We start from the raw sequence: 13996 nt of genomic DNA on the forward strand, positions 1-13996 counted from the left end.
CCGCGCTAGCTATTCACTTTGGTTGTCCCGTAAGGGGATCAAGCTGCGTCATGCCAGATGCGGACCACACCAGCCGGGTTGAGGAACCCGATACCGATACGGCTGATCGCACGGATGTAGAGCCCGTCATTGGTGACCGAGTCGAACCGCTCCACGGTCGTGCCACTGCGGAGCACATAGCGTTGCTGGGTCTTGTCGACGCCCCAAGCGACGGTGTCCGCATCGACATGAATCGATGTGATGACAGGCAGACCCGCGACGGTGATCCCGTCCTCGACGAACTGAATCAGCGACTGGTTCGAGCCGCTCGCAATCTTCAGCTTGGACAGCGTCTCCGCAACGGTCGGGCTCAGCAGCCAGTGAGACAGCTTGGCCCCGTGGGCCTCTGCCGCATACCGGGCGCTGACGAAAGCGTCCAGGTTGGCCACCGAGGTACCGGGGTCCACCGCAGTCGAGGCCAGCGACAGCAGGCCATTCGGCCCCTTGGCCGTGGTGTTGCCGAAGTAGGCGGTGTCGATCGCGTGGGCGATCTGGTTACCCAGAGCCGAGGCGATCTGGTTCGCAATCGCCGGGTCCGAGTCATCGGCCAACTCGTTGGAAACCAGAGTCAGACCCGCGGTCTTGCTCGGGGTAACGACAACCTCGTCGGTGTCACCGTCAGCAGCGGTGATCTCATCCAGCTCGTTGTACCAACCGACAGCCGGGTCCGCGACCCACAGGGGGAAGGCAACCTTCTGCTTGGTGGTCGGGAACAGGGTAGACGCCCGAGCCGCGACGGACTTGGCCTGAACGACCAGATCCAGCATCTTGCCGAAGTCTTCGGGCAACCATGACTGTGCTTGGTCTGCGCGCTTCATGGACATAGTTTCTCCTTTAGAAACAGTTCAGCCCCAAGGCAATTGAACCTTGGGGCCAAGATGATTGATTGACAGTCACTAGGCCGCGGGCCTAGATCAGTTGGGGCACAGCCCCTTTAACTGCGGTTGCAGCTACCGCCACAGACGGATAACGTCACAACCAAAGCTGCTACTTGAGCAAGTCTCCCCACGTCGGGGATGGCTTACCGGGATTACTGCCGAGACCCTGCGAGGGGTCCACGGCACGCTGCCGGGGATTCTTCGCCAGGCCCGGACGGGCCTCGACCAGAGCAGCAACCGCCTCGGCTACCAGCTCGGCGTCTACTTCCCCGTCCTGCCCGATGAAGTCAGCGAGGGAGTTCCCGCCTATCTCCAACAGATCCGACGGTTGGGCGAGGTCTGCAGCGAACCGCTCCACCTCGCGAAGCTGGAATTGCTCGATCTTGGCCTGCGCCTGGGCAAGAGCTTCGCGGGCCTCGTTCCGCTCAACACGGTAGCGAGCCTCCCGGTTACCCTTTTGGCCCTCAGGGCCGCTCCGGGGGTCTCCGGTATCAATACCCTGCCCCGGTACCGTCTGTCCGTCAGCGGTGCTCTCCGCTCCAGCAGCGGGGGTCTGTGTGTCAGTCATCAGTTACCTTCCTGTGGAAATGACAAAGCCCGCCTGCTGAGGTGCAGACGGGCCGAATGGTGGTGACGGCATTTAGTTGTGGGCTAGCGCCAGCCTGGCTGGTTCGGTCGATACGTCGTGAATGATCAGCCCGTCCCGGATCATCTGCGGGATGATCACGTTGGCGTCTTGACCTACCGCGTCCGCTACGACAAGGCACTTGGCTGGGACTGAGCCGCCTTCAGCGCGGATCGCATTCAAGAGCCTCTGCTCGGGGGTGTCCGGTGCGATGCGGACATCTCGGGCACCAAACCGTACACCTGTGTCCTTCTTGGCAATGCGGACATCCATGTCCGCCTTGAACTCAGAAGTTGTGTTCGCTGGAAGATATATATCCGACCCCCCGAAGGGGTCGGGAATGCGGACATCTATGTCCGCCTTCTCTGGAGAAGTTCTTGAGTAGTTGCCAGGAGTAGTTACAGGAGTAGTAGGGAGGACATCCATGTCCGCCTTCTGGTCACGGATGTCCGCTTTAAGGAGGGCATCAGTGTCCGCCTTTGGGAAGGTGAGCCGATAGCTTGAGGCGAGACCGGACGAGTTCCCGAGGCTCGTGACCTCGAGCCAACCTGCCTCCACGTTGGCGGCGATGTGCCGCCGAACCTGTCGGACGCTGAGCCCCGTGTACTCGGCCAGGGTCTCTTGCTTGATCCATCCCGTCAGGGAGCGGTTGTCCATGTGGGTGCGGATCGCGTTGACGACCGCACGCGGGAGCGCCGGGTCACCGTTCCGGTTGTATGCCTGGTCCCAGGCGATGATCGGGAGCTTCTCAGGCATCGGCCCGAGCCCGGAGAGCGTCCAGTTCGGCGCGAAGGGCATCAGCTTCGGCGCGGGCAGCGTTGCGCTGCGTCCGAAACTTGGCGCACTCTCGGCGCAGGCTGCGAATCTCACGGTCTACGGGATCGGGTAGGTCGATGGTGAACTGCATGGTGTTTCCTTTCGTAGGGTCGCCGGCAGCCTCCGGGGCATCGGCATTTTTATTGGGGCACAACCATCTTCGGGTAGTTGCGTTCGTCCCTCTCCGTCCGTCTGGGACGGCAAGATGGTGTGGATCTCAGGCGATCTGCAGCAGCTCTTGGAGCTGACGCATCTTCCGGGCATCGCGGCGTATGCCTGCCGCGTACTCCCGCTGCCGCTCGCGTCGGCAGTGGATACAACCGGACCAGCGGTCCCGATCGTCGGGGCCGTGCTGCGGGTGCTTGCTGCATCTGGCGGGTCCTGGCATGGCGTTTCTCTGGTTCCCGAGCGCCACTGACGCTCATCGTTGGAAGGCCCGCCGCTGACAGGCCGATCTACTGAGTTAGGTCAAAAAGAAAGCAGACCCCGGCGCGCTGGAAGTTAGGAAACAGCGCACCGAGGCCGAATCGCCTGCCACTCCCAACAGGCGTGCTCGACGCTCCCCCATAGCCGGTCGAGGCTCGGAGGGCATCTGTGTCGGGGAGCCCCATCACCCGACGTTTCCGCGCTGGGGGAGATAAGTCCCAGCGGGAAGCTGAGCGGCAGACCGGAGAGAGGTGTCAGCCTGCCGCTACTCGGAGCGGGGTACAACAGGCCCGCTCTGTGGCAGCCGGAAGGTGGGGGCTGCCTCTTGACGGCGCTCGCTAGGCCGAAGCCCGGTCGCTCGCCAAGTCTTGGCGAGGGGCCAGTGCCCTACCCCTCTACCCTTTGGTACGTAACACCGACCAAAAGCCCAGCTGGCAGACGTTGGAAGCTGCCTTAAACTAACGCATCTAACTCCGCTTCGTCGGCATAGTACTTCGCCATCCGGTAGTCCGATATTCCGCCGTGCTTGCGGCGGTGATCAGCTTCTCGCTTTCTGCGGGCTTTCTTGGCTTTCATGTCCCGGAAGTACGCCTCGTCGTCGGATACCCGGCACTCTGGGTGCAGGTCTTTCCACCGCTGCTGATCGCCGAGGCCCATCCGACGCCTATACGGATTCTCACGGCGGACCTGGGGCGGCAACGGCTTGCCGCACCGGGCGCAGTCCACGTAGAACGTGTACTCGCCGTTGTGAACTACCCAGATAGCGGGTCTGCCGTCTGCCCGCTGGTAAAACCTCACGACCGGCATCGCTGCCTTGGCGGGGTTCTCACGCCGCCACTGGTCGACTCGGTCTGGTACGGAATCACTCATGTTTTTCCCTCCGGGATGTCAGGCGCTCACCTGGAGCGCAAAAAGGCCAGACCCGGTTTGGGTCTGACCTGTCCGTCTGGTGTTGTCGTTCGTTGGCCCGTCGTCGTGTTCCGAGCACGCACTGGTGGGCTAGACCAATTCTGCCTTGCCAAGGTCGACAGCGGCCTCGGCGCCTTAGACGCCTCTAACCCCGGTGCAAGCGGGGCTTAGACGTATGTCTACCAGCCCACCAGGCCCTCGCGATAGGGGTACAGGTGGATTTCACGGATTCTCATACGCCATTCATAGGTAGCCGTCACTAAGCACTATTTGGGCTCAAGCGACGCGAAGTAGTCACCCTCAATCTTCACGTCCTCGACCACTCGTTCGGTGGTGGTCACGCCCAGCGATAACTCCTTCAGAAGGTCGCAGAGGCGGTCGCCGTCGATAAGATCTATAGGCGGCGCACCGTCACGGGTAGCTTCCTTACGGGCATCGCTGGTGAAAGTGCCTGTCGTGATGAGCAGACCCTTATCGCCCCGGCCTGCCATCGCGCCCCGGAAGTCACGTACGGCGGACGGGGTGACGCTTCCCCTATACCTCTTGCACTGGAAGAACACAGGGAAGCTCAACAGGTTGAGCTGGTAGACGCCCAAGCCGTCGATGCCGCCATCACCCGAACGCCCCGTCACAACAGCGCTGGAAAATCCTGATTCACGCAGGAGGCGCTGAGCTAATCGCTCGAAGGCAGCCGGCGACATCGCAAGAAGGGTCTCAAGCAGCTCTTCTTTCCACTCAACCTCGGCTTCGGCCTCGACTTGTTCGACTTCGGTCGAAACAGCGGATTGTGCGCCGTTCTTACGCTTGTCCTTCCTTTCGGCGTAGGCGGCGTCGTACTCCGCCAAGAGTCTGCGGACTTGGTCCTTACCGTTAACGCCCTGGCCAGCCTCGGTCACCGTCCAGACACCGCGCTGGCTATTGGTCAGAAGGCCCAGTCCCTTGAGATAGGTCCGCGCCCAGGCCAGGCGGTATCGGATCTCGGTCTGCGGTCCATCGCCGTGCAGGACGTTTTGTTGCTCACTGGAGAATCCCTCGCGGTCTATAACGGCGGCGTCCAACTCAGCGATGGACGCCGATCCGCCGAGCGCAGTGGCAGCTTGGAGGGTTGGCCACAGGAGGTCTCTGTGTGGGGGCACGGTCGCAATCACGGTCCGAGCATGTCAGATTCCACGGTTGGCCCGATGCGGAACGCGGGTGACCCGCCGGGCGTCTAACTGGGCGGTGCGCGAGTGTCATCGCCCTAAGATGCCCTCATGCAGCAGTTTTGGACCCATAGCCTGTCGCTGTGGGTATCGGGGGGAGCTACCGTTGTTTCGGGCGTCGCTGTGATCGTTAGCTTGTATGGCGCCGTCGTCGCGGCAAGAAACTACAGGCGGGTACGGGATGCGATCACCGATACTTCGTTGGAGTCGCGCCTAAAGACAGTGGCTGCCAGCATGGCTCGCGCTTCCGAACTACTGGTTTTGGTGCAAACCGAGATTCAGGCTCGCGCGGCGAAGGCGAAGCAACTCGCAGAAGAGGTCGAACGGGGCGAGCAGCTCGCACTTCTCACCCAACCGCAGAAAGACGCCGTGGCGGCAGTACTGCGGGCCGAGGTCTCAGCCGAGGGGAGGCGTTCAATTTGGTGGACTGTCGGTATCAGCGTGCTGACATTCGTCTTCGGCAGTGCGGTCACCGTTCTGGTCACGTTGCTTGTCCACCCTCTCCACTAGGGCCAATCCTCCCGAAGGCAGCGCCGAACCTGGGTTGAAGCTGGGAACCAAACTTGGCCAACCGGCGTCTAACCCGGCATGGACGACTACGAACGCGAAGCGATCCGCGGCGATGGGTTCGACCCCGACGACCCGGCTCTGCAAACGGCGCTGCATCTCGTGCGCTGGGAGCTGGAGTTGCAGCAGCCCAGCAGCGAAGTGCCGCAATGCGACCGCCTTTGAGAGCTTGGGGCGTGTCGCCCTGGCTGCCAAAAGAAAGGACGCCCGGTGTCGACCTGCCGGGCGTCTTTCTTGATTCGAATCAAATACGCTTGTACGTGGGCGTGTGCGTGTTGCGCGTGTGGCCGGGCCCGCCCAACTTTCCGCGGGGCTGCCGGCGGCGAACCAGTCAACGTTTCGTCCCGGTTCGGGTCTTGCCTTCACCGCCATCGGGACGGCTTTCGTACATTTCGGTGCAAACCGACCGCACCGTTCTCGCGTCTTCTGGCCAGAAGACGGTCGGGGACCTTCCCCGAAAACCAGGCCGGAGTAGCTACTTCCGCTGCTGGTCTTGTCCGACCGCCTCCGTGGTAGCTAACCGTGGAGCCGGTGGACGAGGTCGAAGATCAACCGGGTCGCAGTGAGAACCAACGGGCCCCACTTGGCGATTCGGTCCCTCGACTGGCGCTGCTCGTCGTCAGTCTCGGTCGTCATCGTCCCTCTCCTTTCTTCTTTGTCGGGTTCGACGGCCCCCCGCGGGGTGGCCGGTGTTCCCGATGCCGAAGAAAGGTGATGTCAGAATACCTGCCGTTCGCCTGTCTGGCGAACTAGTGAATGCGAGGGAAACACAGCGCCAGCAAGTGCTCTTCACCGTTCGGGTGATCGGCCGCCAGGACCGACTCCAGGAAGCCCAGCGCGATCAGCTCCTCCACGGAATCCGTCACGATCGCCGGGTCGACGCCTTGGACCTCGGCGTCCCCGTTGGCTAGGGTTGTGGCCACCACCAGATCGGTGTCGATCGTGTCCGGGTGGGCGTCAATTGCCATCAGCCATTCGGCGGTATTAACAGCGGGCATGAGTCAGGCCCCCTTCGGGGTGAGCTGGATGTCATCGCCGTCTATCTCGATACCGGCAATGTCGTTGTCTCGCATAGCGGTTAGCAGTTGCTGCCATTCGGCCACAGGGCCGCTGGCTTTCAGGTGTTCGGTCAGTGCGAACAGGTCTCCGAGGTCTAGGGAGAAATCCCCCTGCCGGAACTCAAGCCGGATGTTCATCGAACGGAGCCACACGTTGCGCTCTGTTATGCCCTGGCGTGCCCACCACGAGCCGAACAACTCCCCGGTGGGCTCCCAGGTCCAGCCCGCAGGCTTGACAGCCAGGGAGGACAGCTCAGCTTGCCGAGCCGCAAGCTGGGAGATCTGCTGGTTGAGCGCGATCCGCTGCGGTGTGCCTTGCCGGAAGTCCTCGGAGCCGATTAGACCCGTGAGGTCTACCAACCGAGCGTCAATCTCGGCCAGGTCTGCCGAGTGGTCCGAGCCCGACTCCCAAACACGCTCTAGGCGTTCAGACTTCCCGAGCATCCCGAGAAGGATTCGCTCTACGCACTGATCGGCATATTCCATCGGTATCGACGCATTACCGCACGGTTCTTTGTATTGTGCTGAAGCACAACGGTATCGGGGAGAGCGCCCAGGGCCACCCTTGAGCCGGTATGCGGGCCTTCCGCAGACGCCGCAGTGAATGACTTTGAGCAGGAGCCCTGTGCTTCGCTTGGTCGGTTCTTTGCGGTTCTCTCGCTCGGTCAGCTCGACCGCCAACCGATCGAACACCTCGCGGGTGAGGATCGGATCGGCCCTTATCACGGGCGAGCCGTCGTCGGCTCGTACTGGCTTGCCCCCTGATACCGCATACCCGAGGAGTGTTTCACTCGTTAGAGAGCGTTTGAGTCCCACCGAATGCCACTCGTAGTTCTTCACCTCTCGGCCTTGGTGCTGTGCGAACCGGTCTCGTGGTGTGAGGATCTTTCGGGCGGTCAGATCGTGGGCTACAGACCGGAGCGGCTCACCGGAAAGGACCCGCTCCACTACTTCGTGGATCACCCGGACCTGTTCGGGATCTTGGACTAGTCGCCACTCTCCGGTGGCGTTGTCCGGGAGGTACCCCCACGGCGGCACGCCGCCGCGATACTTCCCCGCTCTGATGTTGAACCGGGCAGCCGAGGCGTTGCGCTCGCGGATGGCTGCTAGCTCCATCTCGGCGACCTTGGCCACGAGCAAGGCGATTATGTCGCCCCACTCGGTGGACAGATCGAAGTGGGACTCGGTGGCAGACACGAGCGTGACGGAATACTCACGAGCCCAACGGATCAGGTCCGCTAGATCGAACAGTCGACGGACGATCCTGTCCGCTCGGAAGAAAACCAGAACATCGAACTCGTGGGGACGGTTCTTGATCCAGTCCCCGAGCTGGGAACGGTCGAACGGGGAGGTTTTCCCCGCCGACACGTCTAGATCTTCCGCTATGCCGACCACTTCGTATTCACGGCGCCGGCACAGGTCACGGCATGTTTCGAGCTGCCGCTTGGGAGAGGTAGTAGCGTCCGTAACTCGGGAGAGTCGGATGACGATCAGAGCTCGCTGAGGCACGGTGTAAAGCTACCCTTTCGAATACGCCATCGGCACCATCGCGGCGGCCGCCTTCGGCGCGGTGCTCTACACCGTCGTCACCGGCGATTCCATCGTCTCGGCGCTGACCAACATCATCGGCCGTGCGCTCAACACCAAGGTGTAGCCGGCGATGCCGGTGCCTCCACCGTGGAGGCGGCACTGGGCATCGCCGCGCTCGTGGTGGTGCTGGTGCTGTGCCTGGCCGGTGTCAGCGCGGTGTCGATGCAGGTGCGCTGCGTCGACGCCGCCCGCGAAGCCGCCCGGCTGGCGGCCCGCGGCGACGAACGCTCCGCGGTGGCCGCCGCGCGCCGGCTGGCTCCCGGTGGTGCGAGAGTCGACCTGCGCCGCGACGGCGACTTCCTCGTGGCCACCGTCGTCGCGCATTCGAAGTTGTTGCCCACCATCGACATTGCGGCCAAAGCGGTCTCGGCGGCCGAGCCGTCGCGGTGAGCGGGGCTCGGCCACTCTGGTCGCGGCCTGGATGATCGTGGTGCTGCTGGCGGTGACCGGCGCCGGCGCGTACCTGGGCTCGGCGGTGGTGGCGCGGCACCGCGCGCAGGCGGTCGCCGACCTGGCCGCCTTGGCGGGCGCGGCGCGGCTGACTTCTGGAGCGGATGCGGCCTGCGCCAGTGCTACGCGCGTGGCACGCCGGATGCTGGTCGATGACATCGGTTGTGCGGTAGACGGTCTCGATGTCATCGTCACCGCGCGGGTGGCCGTCGCGTTCGGCGGCGCGGCGCGGGCTGCCGCGCGGGCGGGGCCGGCGACGGGAGAAGTGGATCAGGGCGCGACGTCGGGGCCCGGTGACAATCCCGCGGTGGCCAGTTCCTCGTCGGTGGGCAGGCGCAGCGAGACCAGTCCGGCGTACGCGTCCGGTTCGAGCTCCACCCGGTTGACGGTGACGTGCACCGGCACCCAATCCCCGTCGTGCCCGGGCATCCGCAACACCCGGCTGGTGGCACCCCCACTGAATTCCCTTGTCATGGTGGACATCAGGTCGTGGTCATCGGGGTGAACCCGGGGCTTGCCCGTCTCACTGCTGCGCCAGTCGTAGAACATGCAGGGCTCGTCGAGCCATTTCAGCAACGACCAGGTGTTGAGGTCGATCAGCGCCCGGTGTACACCGGCCTGGGCCAGGCCGCTGAGGATCCGTTGCGCCAGATCATCGGTCGACACATCCGGGCCCCTGAGTTCGGACTGCCAGTTCATCGCCCGCGCCACCAAGTGCTCCCGGCCGTCGGGTCCCGGTTCCAGAATCGTGCGTGCGACAAAACCTATCCGGATCGCCTCTCCTCGCCAGTCGGTGAGATCCCAGGTGCTGCAAAGTGTTTGGTCGGGCTTAGCCTTGACCGCCATCGCCAGCACTTTGGTCTCGTTCGGGTTGAGTTCGCGGGATGGGAGGTCTTCGGCGAAGGCCCTGCCGAAGGTGACCTCGACTTCCGGATTCTTGCCGCTGTTGATCAGCGATTCGCGGGTGTCGGTGGCCACGCCGAGGGTCAGGTCCCACTTCAGCGGCCCCGGAATCGGCCGCTCGGGCGGCTCGACGTCGGCGGGGCCGGTCCAGACGTGCACGCCGTGGATGAAGCCGTCGGACATCACCACCGGTTCGGTGCGAATGATGCGGTCCCGCTTGGTGGTGATGCTGGTCAGGGCCTGGCCGGTCTGCACCGACTCGGCGATCGCGGTGCGGACCGCGGCCAGAAAGGGACTGCGGCGCAGGAATGTGGTGATGGGGACCCGATTTTTGAGCTGGCGGCCCTGCGCCACCACGGTGGGATCACCCCCGAGTGTCTCCACGAGTAACCAGTCGTGGGCCATGCGGCCGATTTTACGGTGAGGCGACGGGTCCGGGGGAGTGCGGCCGATTCGCCGGGGGCCGAAGGCTCCCGGCAGCCGGCAGCCGGCAGCCGGCACCGGCGTTCACGGTGCTTGCGATACCGTCTGGGCCTTGGTACTTTCCTGCTGCGTCCGCATCGTCGGGGTTGCGGATGGCGCACACCCAATCGTTTTCTCATTGAGTGCGACAGCACGCCGCCATTTCTTGAGCGGCAGGAAATGTGTTCTTGGCGTGGGCGTCACGAGGCAAATCCGCTGGGTCGACCGTCGAGGGGTCGGTCGTCATCCGCGGAAATTGTTCTCCCGTGCCCCCGCGCCAGCTCTGCGAGGACCAGCTTCAGCACCAGCACCGCGCCCGCCTTGTCGAGCGGGTCGTTGCCGTTGCCGCACTTGGGGGACTGCACGCACGACGGGCACCCCCGGGGGCACTCGCACGCTTCGATGGCGGCTGCTGTCGCACCCAGCCAGGTGCGGGCCTGGCGAAAGCCCCGTTCGGCGAATCCCGCGCCGCCCGGGTAACCGTCGTAGACAAAGACGCTGGGCAGGCCGAGGGGGTCGGGCCCGACGGCGGTGGACAGCCCGCCGATGTCGCCGCGGTCGCAGCTGGCCACCAGCGGCAGCAGCCCGATCGCCGCGTGTTCGGCGGCGTGCAGCGCTCCGGGTATACGCGTGGCCTCAATGCCTTTGCGCTGCAAAGCATCTTCGGTGATGGTGTACATCACCGCCGTGGTAGCCAGGGTGTGTTCCGGCATGTCCAATTCGATGAAGTCGATCACCTCCCCGGAGAGCCTGCGGCGCAGATACCCCATCACCTGATGGGTGACCCTGACCGGTACCAAACCCAGCGTGACCGGCCCGAACGTCAGGCGCTCGCCGGTTCCGGTGACGGCGATATCAGTGATCTCGCGCGCGAACGTCGCGTAACCGGGGTCCTCGGCATGCACGAACGCGATGCCTTCCTCGGTGTCCAGGGAGTCCACCACGTAGCTGTCGCCTTGATGCAGGTACACCGCGCCGGGGTGGACGGTGGCCGGCGCCTGACCCGCGCCGGCGCTGCCCAGCAGCCTTCCGGTATCGGCCTCCACGATGACGATCTGACCGCCGGCCGAGCCCCGGATGTCCACCGCGGCATGGGGTTCCAGGCCGGGCACCGGAAAGTACTTGCCGCCGCGCCGCCGCAGCAGCCCGTCGTCGACCAGGCCGTCGGCCACCTCGGTGGCGTCGAGGGCGCGCACCTCCGCTTCGTCCAGCGGTAGTTCGGTTGCCGCGCAGAGCAGCTGCGGACCCAGGATGTAGGGGTTGGCCGGGTCGATCACGACCCGCTCGACCGGCTTGTCCAGCAGCGCGGCGGGGTTGTGCACCAGATAGGTGTCCAGCGGGTCGTCGCGGGCCACCAGCACCACCAGCGCGCCCTGGCCGCGCCGCCCGGACCGGCCGGCCTGCTGCCAGAACGAGGCCACCGTCCCCGGGAAACCGGCGAGCACCACCGCGTCCAGTCCGGCGATGTCCACGCCCAGTTCCAGCGCGTTGGTGGTGGCCAAGCCCCGTAGCCGGCCCTCGGCCAGCGCGCGCTCCAGCGCGGTGCGGTCCTCGGCGAGGTAACCGGCCCGATACGACGCGACCTGTCGGGACAGCCCCGGGGCGATCTCGTCCAGCCGCGCCTGTGCGCCGAGCGCGGTCAATTCCGCGGCGCGGCGCGACCGCACGAACGTCAGCGTCTGCGCGCCCTCGGCGATCAGGTCGGCCATCACGCGCGCCGCCTCGGCACCGGCGGAACGGCGGACCGGCGCGCCGTTCTCGCCGGTCAGGTCGGCCCGCAGCGCGGGCTCCCACAGCGCCACCGTCCGGGCGCCCTGCGGTGAACCGTCCTCGGTGACCTCCTCGACCGGCAGCCCGATGAGTTCGGCGGCCGTCGCGCCCGGCGAATCCGTTGTCGCGCTGGCGAAGATCACAGTCGGCGAGGACGAATAGCGGGCGCACAACCGCAGCAGGCGGCGCAGCACCATCGCCACGTTGGAACCGAAAACCCCACGGTAGTAATGACATTCGTCGACAATCACGAAGCGAAGGCCACGCAACAGAACAGCCCAGCGGGCGTGATTGCGCAAGATCGACAAATGGATCATGTCGGGATTGGAGAACAACCACCGCGAACGTTCCCGCGCGAAGCGTCGGACCTCGGTTGGGCTGTCGCCGTCGTAGGCGGTGGGTGCGACGTCGCGCAGCCGCGGAATCGCCGCGGTGAGCGCGTGCGCGGCCCGCAATTGGTCGTGGCCCAACGCTTTGGTGGGCGACAGGTAGAGCACCTGGGCCCGCGGATCGGTCGCCAACGCGTTGAGGACCGGGAGCTGATAGGCCAGTGACTTGCCCGACGCGGTACCGGTGCTGAGCACGACGTGACGGCCCGCGTACGCCAGGTCCGCGGCCGCGAACTGATGCGACCACGGTGATTTGATGCCACGGTCGGCGAACGCGCTGATCACGTCGGGCTCGGCCCAGGCCGGCCAATCACGCGGCCGGCCGCTGCGCGGTGGCAGTTCGGCGACGTGACGCAGGGGGTGCTCGTCGGACGCCGTTCCGGCGAGCGCGGCGGCAAGCAGGTCGCTGCCGAAACTCGCCATCTCACTCCCTCCGGGATTCGTTGTGAAGTCGGCCTCCGAAACGGCCTTCGAAACGGCCTTCGAAACGGCCTTCGTAACGGCCTACGCGTCGGCGGCAGACACAAGTCTGTCGCCGACGCGATGAACATGGTTGACTAATTGCGGTCGCAGCTTCTGTGTTCGTGTAAAACTTTCGCAGGATCGACGTTGCGGCCGCGGTTCCTGCGAGGTTAATCGGTCGGGTGAAGTTCCGGCGACTCAGCGAGGTATGGCGGTCGTACCAGGCCCGGGGCATCGAAAGGCGATGCTCCGCACCCAGAAGAAAAGGAAAGATCGAGAGATGCCACAGGGAACTGTGAAGTGGTTCAACGCGGAGAAGGGCTTCGGGTTCATCGCCCCCGAAGACGGTTCCGCCGATGTGTTTGTCCACTACACGGAGATCCAGGGTTCGGGCTTCCGCACCCTCGAAGAGAACCAGAAGGTCGAGTTCGAGATCGGCCACAGCCCTAAGGGCCCCCAGGCCACCGGAGTCCGCTCCGTCTAAGACAGAGCAGACCTGAACGGATCCCCCCGTGCAGACCCGCCCAGCGGGTCCGGCCGGGGGGTTTCCTCTTTTACCGCCGCGACCACGTGCGCATCCCCGCCGGCCCCGGACGCCGCGCCGGTTGCCTCAAGACGCGGATGGGCTCCCTGGCCTACTGTCGGTGGCGTGAGCCAGCTTTCCTTCTTTACAGCGGAGTCGGTGCCGCCCGCGGTCGCCGATCTTTCCGGGGTGCTGGCGGCGTCCGGGCAGATCGTCACCGTGGGTGCCACCGGCGAAAGCCAGGTCGCGGGTGCCCGGCTGTCGGTGGTCGTGGACCAGTCCTGGCGGGCCTCGGCGCTCGCCGAGATGATCCGGGAGGCGGGCCTGGTGGCCGAGATCAGCCGGACCGACGAGGACACCCCGCTGGTGCGCACGGCGGTAGACCCCTCATTGAGCACGCTGGCCACCGAATGGACGCGCGGTGCGGTCAAGACGGTGCCGCCGCGCTGGCTGCCCGGGCCGCGCGAGCTGCGGGCGTGGACGTTGGCCGCCGGAAACCCCGAGGGGGAGCATTATCTGCTGGCATTGGACCCGCACGCGCCTGACACGCACTCGCCGCTGGCGTCGGCATTGATGCGCGTCGGCATCGCGCCCACCCTGATCGGCACCCGCGGTGGCCGGCCGGCGCTGCGGATCAGCGGGCGCCGCAGGCTATCACGCCTGGTAGAGAACGTGGGCGAGCCGCCCGACGGCGCTGAGGCGCTGTCGCGGTGGCCGCGAGTCTAGGCTGGAGTAAACGCCCGAAATGGTGTCGGCTTTCCGGCATTTTCGCGGATGTCAGTTTGCGCAGGCCCGGCCAAGGGTGCGAAATTGTCAGATGCCGCAGGGCGAAGGAACGGTCGCGTACCTGAATTTCACCGGAATTTTCGATGCCGACCTGTCATTCTTCCTGCAGGTGGTCTCGCAGGGGGGACCAATCAGGGATGG

General features: G+C 65.0%; 15 protein-coding genes and 2 pseudogenes. 7 read left to right on the top strand and 10 right to left on the bottom strand.

Features of this window, described 5'->3' with window-relative positions; genetic code table 11:
* Nucleotides 1-38: 38 nt before the first annotated feature.
* From B8W69_RS16130 to B8W69_RS16155, 6 genes are all read right to left on the bottom strand, one after another.
* Nucleotides 39-857: a phage major capsid protein gene (locus B8W69_RS16130; RefSeq protein WP_245843271.1), complete on the bottom strand. Its 819-nt coding sequence runs from the start codon at nucleotides 855-857 to the stop codon at nucleotides 39-41.
* Between the two features lie 169 nt (nucleotides 858-1026).
* Nucleotides 1027-1275 (bottom strand): hypothetical protein, encoded by a 249-nt coding sequence (locus B8W69_RS31445; protein WP_245843272.1) that lies wholly within the window; start codon nucleotides 1273-1275, stop codon nucleotides 1027-1029.
* 282 nt (nucleotides 1276-1557) lie between these two features.
* On the bottom strand, nucleotides 1558-2298 hold the full coding sequence (locus B8W69_RS16140; RefSeq protein WP_133058005.1) for a helix-turn-helix domain-containing protein: 741 nt from the start codon (nucleotides 2296-2298) through the stop codon (nucleotides 1558-1560).
* Complete coding sequence (locus B8W69_RS30650; protein ID WP_165762624.1) at nucleotides 2291-2449, bottom strand: hypothetical protein; 159 nt, start codon at nucleotides 2447-2449, stop codon at nucleotides 2291-2293. Before B8W69_RS30650 ends, B8W69_RS16140 begins: the two co-directional genes overlap by 8 nt.
* A 788-nt stretch (nucleotides 2450-3237) precedes the next feature.
* Nucleotides 3238-3654, bottom strand: coding sequence for a hypothetical protein (locus B8W69_RS16150; RefSeq protein ID WP_133058006.1), 417 nt, complete (start codon nucleotides 3652-3654; stop codon nucleotides 3238-3240).
* 305 nt (nucleotides 3655-3959) lie between these two features.
* The gene (locus B8W69_RS16155; RefSeq protein WP_085290791.1) at nucleotides 3960-4841 is read right to left on the bottom strand and encodes a restriction endonuclease; all 882 of its coding nucleotides are present in this window, start codon (nucleotides 4839-4841) and stop codon (nucleotides 3960-3962) included.
* A gap of 105 nt (nucleotides 4842-4946) precedes the next feature.
* Between B8W69_RS16155 and B8W69_RS16160 the strand changes: the two genes are divergently transcribed.
* The gene (locus B8W69_RS16160; RefSeq protein WP_085290793.1) at nucleotides 4947-5405 is read left to right on the top strand and encodes a hypothetical protein; all 459 of its coding nucleotides are present in this window, start codon (nucleotides 4947-4949) and stop codon (nucleotides 5403-5405) included.
* Nucleotides 5406-5483: 78 nt separating this feature from the next.
* Complete coding sequence (locus B8W69_RS30655; RefSeq protein WP_165762625.1) at nucleotides 5484-5627, top strand: hypothetical protein; 144 nt, start codon at nucleotides 5484-5486, stop codon at nucleotides 5625-5627.
* A 584-nt stretch (nucleotides 5628-6211) separates the two neighbouring features.
* Here the strand turns inward: B8W69_RS30655 and B8W69_RS16165 are convergent.
* The gene (locus B8W69_RS16165) at nucleotides 6212-6460 is read right to left on the bottom strand and encodes a hypothetical protein (protein WP_085290795.1); all 249 of its coding nucleotides are present in this window, start codon (nucleotides 6458-6460) and stop codon (nucleotides 6212-6214) included.
* Between the two features lie 3 nt (nucleotides 6461-6463).
* Nucleotides 6464-8029, bottom strand: a complete 1566-nt coding sequence (locus B8W69_RS16170; RefSeq protein WP_085290797.1) for a recombinase family protein — start codon at nucleotides 8027-8029, stop codon at nucleotides 6464-6466.
* A 19-nt stretch (nucleotides 8030-8048) separates the two neighbouring features.
* On the opposite strand from B8W69_RS16170, the pseudogene B8W69_RS16175 reads away from it, so the two are divergent.
* The 3 genes and pseudogenes from B8W69_RS16175 to B8W69_RS16185 form a co-directional block, all read left to right on the top strand.
* Nucleotides 8049-8174 (top strand): annotated as a pseudogene (locus B8W69_RS16175) (DUF4244 domain-containing protein); the annotation flags it as partial.
* Nucleotides 8175-8197: 23 nt separating this feature from the next.
* Nucleotides 8198-8500 (top strand): TadE family type IV pilus minor pilin, encoded by a 303-nt coding sequence (locus tag B8W69_RS16180; protein WP_172826330.1) that lies wholly within the window; start codon nucleotides 8198-8200, stop codon nucleotides 8498-8500.
* A gap of 31 nt (nucleotides 8501-8531) precedes the next feature.
* Nucleotides 8532-8753: pseudogene (locus B8W69_RS16185) on the top strand (Rv3654c family TadE-like protein); the annotation flags it as partial.
* 77 nt (nucleotides 8754-8830) lie between these two features.
* Here B8W69_RS16185 and B8W69_RS16190 read toward each other — a convergent pair.
* Complete coding sequence (locus B8W69_RS16190) at nucleotides 8831-9868, bottom strand: PAS domain-containing protein (RefSeq protein ID WP_085290798.1); 1038 nt, start codon at nucleotides 9866-9868, stop codon at nucleotides 8831-8833.
* A 257-nt stretch (nucleotides 9869-10125) separates the two neighbouring features.
* Nucleotides 10126-12507: a DNA 3'-5' helicase SftH gene (locus B8W69_RS16195; protein ID WP_245843273.1), complete on the bottom strand. Its 2382-nt coding sequence runs from the start codon at nucleotides 12505-12507 to the stop codon at nucleotides 10126-10128.
* A 319-nt stretch (nucleotides 12508-12826) separates the two neighbouring features.
* On the opposite strand from B8W69_RS16195, the gene cspA reads away from it, so the two are divergent.
* Nucleotides 12827-13030: a cold shock protein CspA gene (gene cspA / locus B8W69_RS16200; RefSeq protein ID WP_007166602.1), complete on the top strand. Its 204-nt coding sequence runs from the start codon at nucleotides 12827-12829 to the stop codon at nucleotides 13028-13030.
* A gap of 165 nt (nucleotides 13031-13195) precedes the next feature.
* On the top strand, nucleotides 13196-13795 hold the full coding sequence (locus B8W69_RS16205) for a hypothetical protein (RefSeq protein ID WP_085290800.1): 600 nt from the start codon (nucleotides 13196-13198) through the stop codon (nucleotides 13793-13795).
* Nucleotides 13796-13996: the final 201 nt, after the last annotated feature.

The organism is Mycolicibacterium vulneris, assembly GCF_002104765.1.
Classification (GTDB): Bacteria; Actinomycetota; Actinomycetes; order Mycobacteriales; family Mycobacteriaceae; genus Mycobacterium; species Mycobacterium vulneris.

What these genes read in the sequence shown, in the direction of transcription:
- B8W69_RS16150 (WP_133058006.1), bottom strand. Translation starts at nt 3,654, where the DNA reads ATGAGTGATTCCGTACCAGACCGAGTCGACCAGTGGCGGCGTGAGAAC.
- B8W69_RS16130 (WP_245843271.1), bottom strand. Translation starts at nt 857, where the DNA reads ATGAAGCGCGCAGACCAAGCACAGTCATGGTTGCCCGAAGACTTCGGC.
- cspA (WP_007166602.1), top strand. Translation starts at nt 12,827, where the DNA reads ATGCCACAGGGAACTGTGAAGTGGTTCAACGCGGAGAAGGGCTTCGGG.
- B8W69_RS16190 (WP_085290798.1), bottom strand. Translation starts at nt 9,868, where the DNA reads ATGGCCCACGACTGGTTACTCGTGGAGACACTCGGGGGTGATCCCACC.
- B8W69_RS30650 (WP_165762624.1), bottom strand. Translation starts at nt 2,449, where the DNA reads ATGCAGTTCACCATCGACCTACCCGATCCCGTAGACCGTGAGATTCGC.
- B8W69_RS16140 (WP_133058005.1), bottom strand. Translation starts at nt 2,298, where the DNA reads ATGCCTGAGAAGCTCCCGATCATCGCCTGGGACCAGGCATACAACCGG.
- B8W69_RS16160 (WP_085290793.1), top strand. Translation starts at nt 4,947, where the DNA reads ATGCAGCAGTTTTGGACCCATAGCCTGTCGCTGTGGGTATCGGGGGGA.
- B8W69_RS16195 (WP_245843273.1), bottom strand. Translation starts at nt 12,507, where the DNA reads ATGGCGAGTTTCGGCAGCGACCTGCTTGCCGCCGCGCTCGCCGGAACG.
- B8W69_RS30655 (WP_165762625.1), top strand. Translation starts at nt 5,484, where the DNA reads ATGGACGACTACGAACGCGAAGCGATCCGCGGCGATGGGTTCGACCCC.
- B8W69_RS16165 (WP_085290795.1), bottom strand. Translation starts at nt 6,460, where the DNA reads ATGCCCGCTGTTAATACCGCCGAATGGCTGATGGCAATTGACGCCCAC.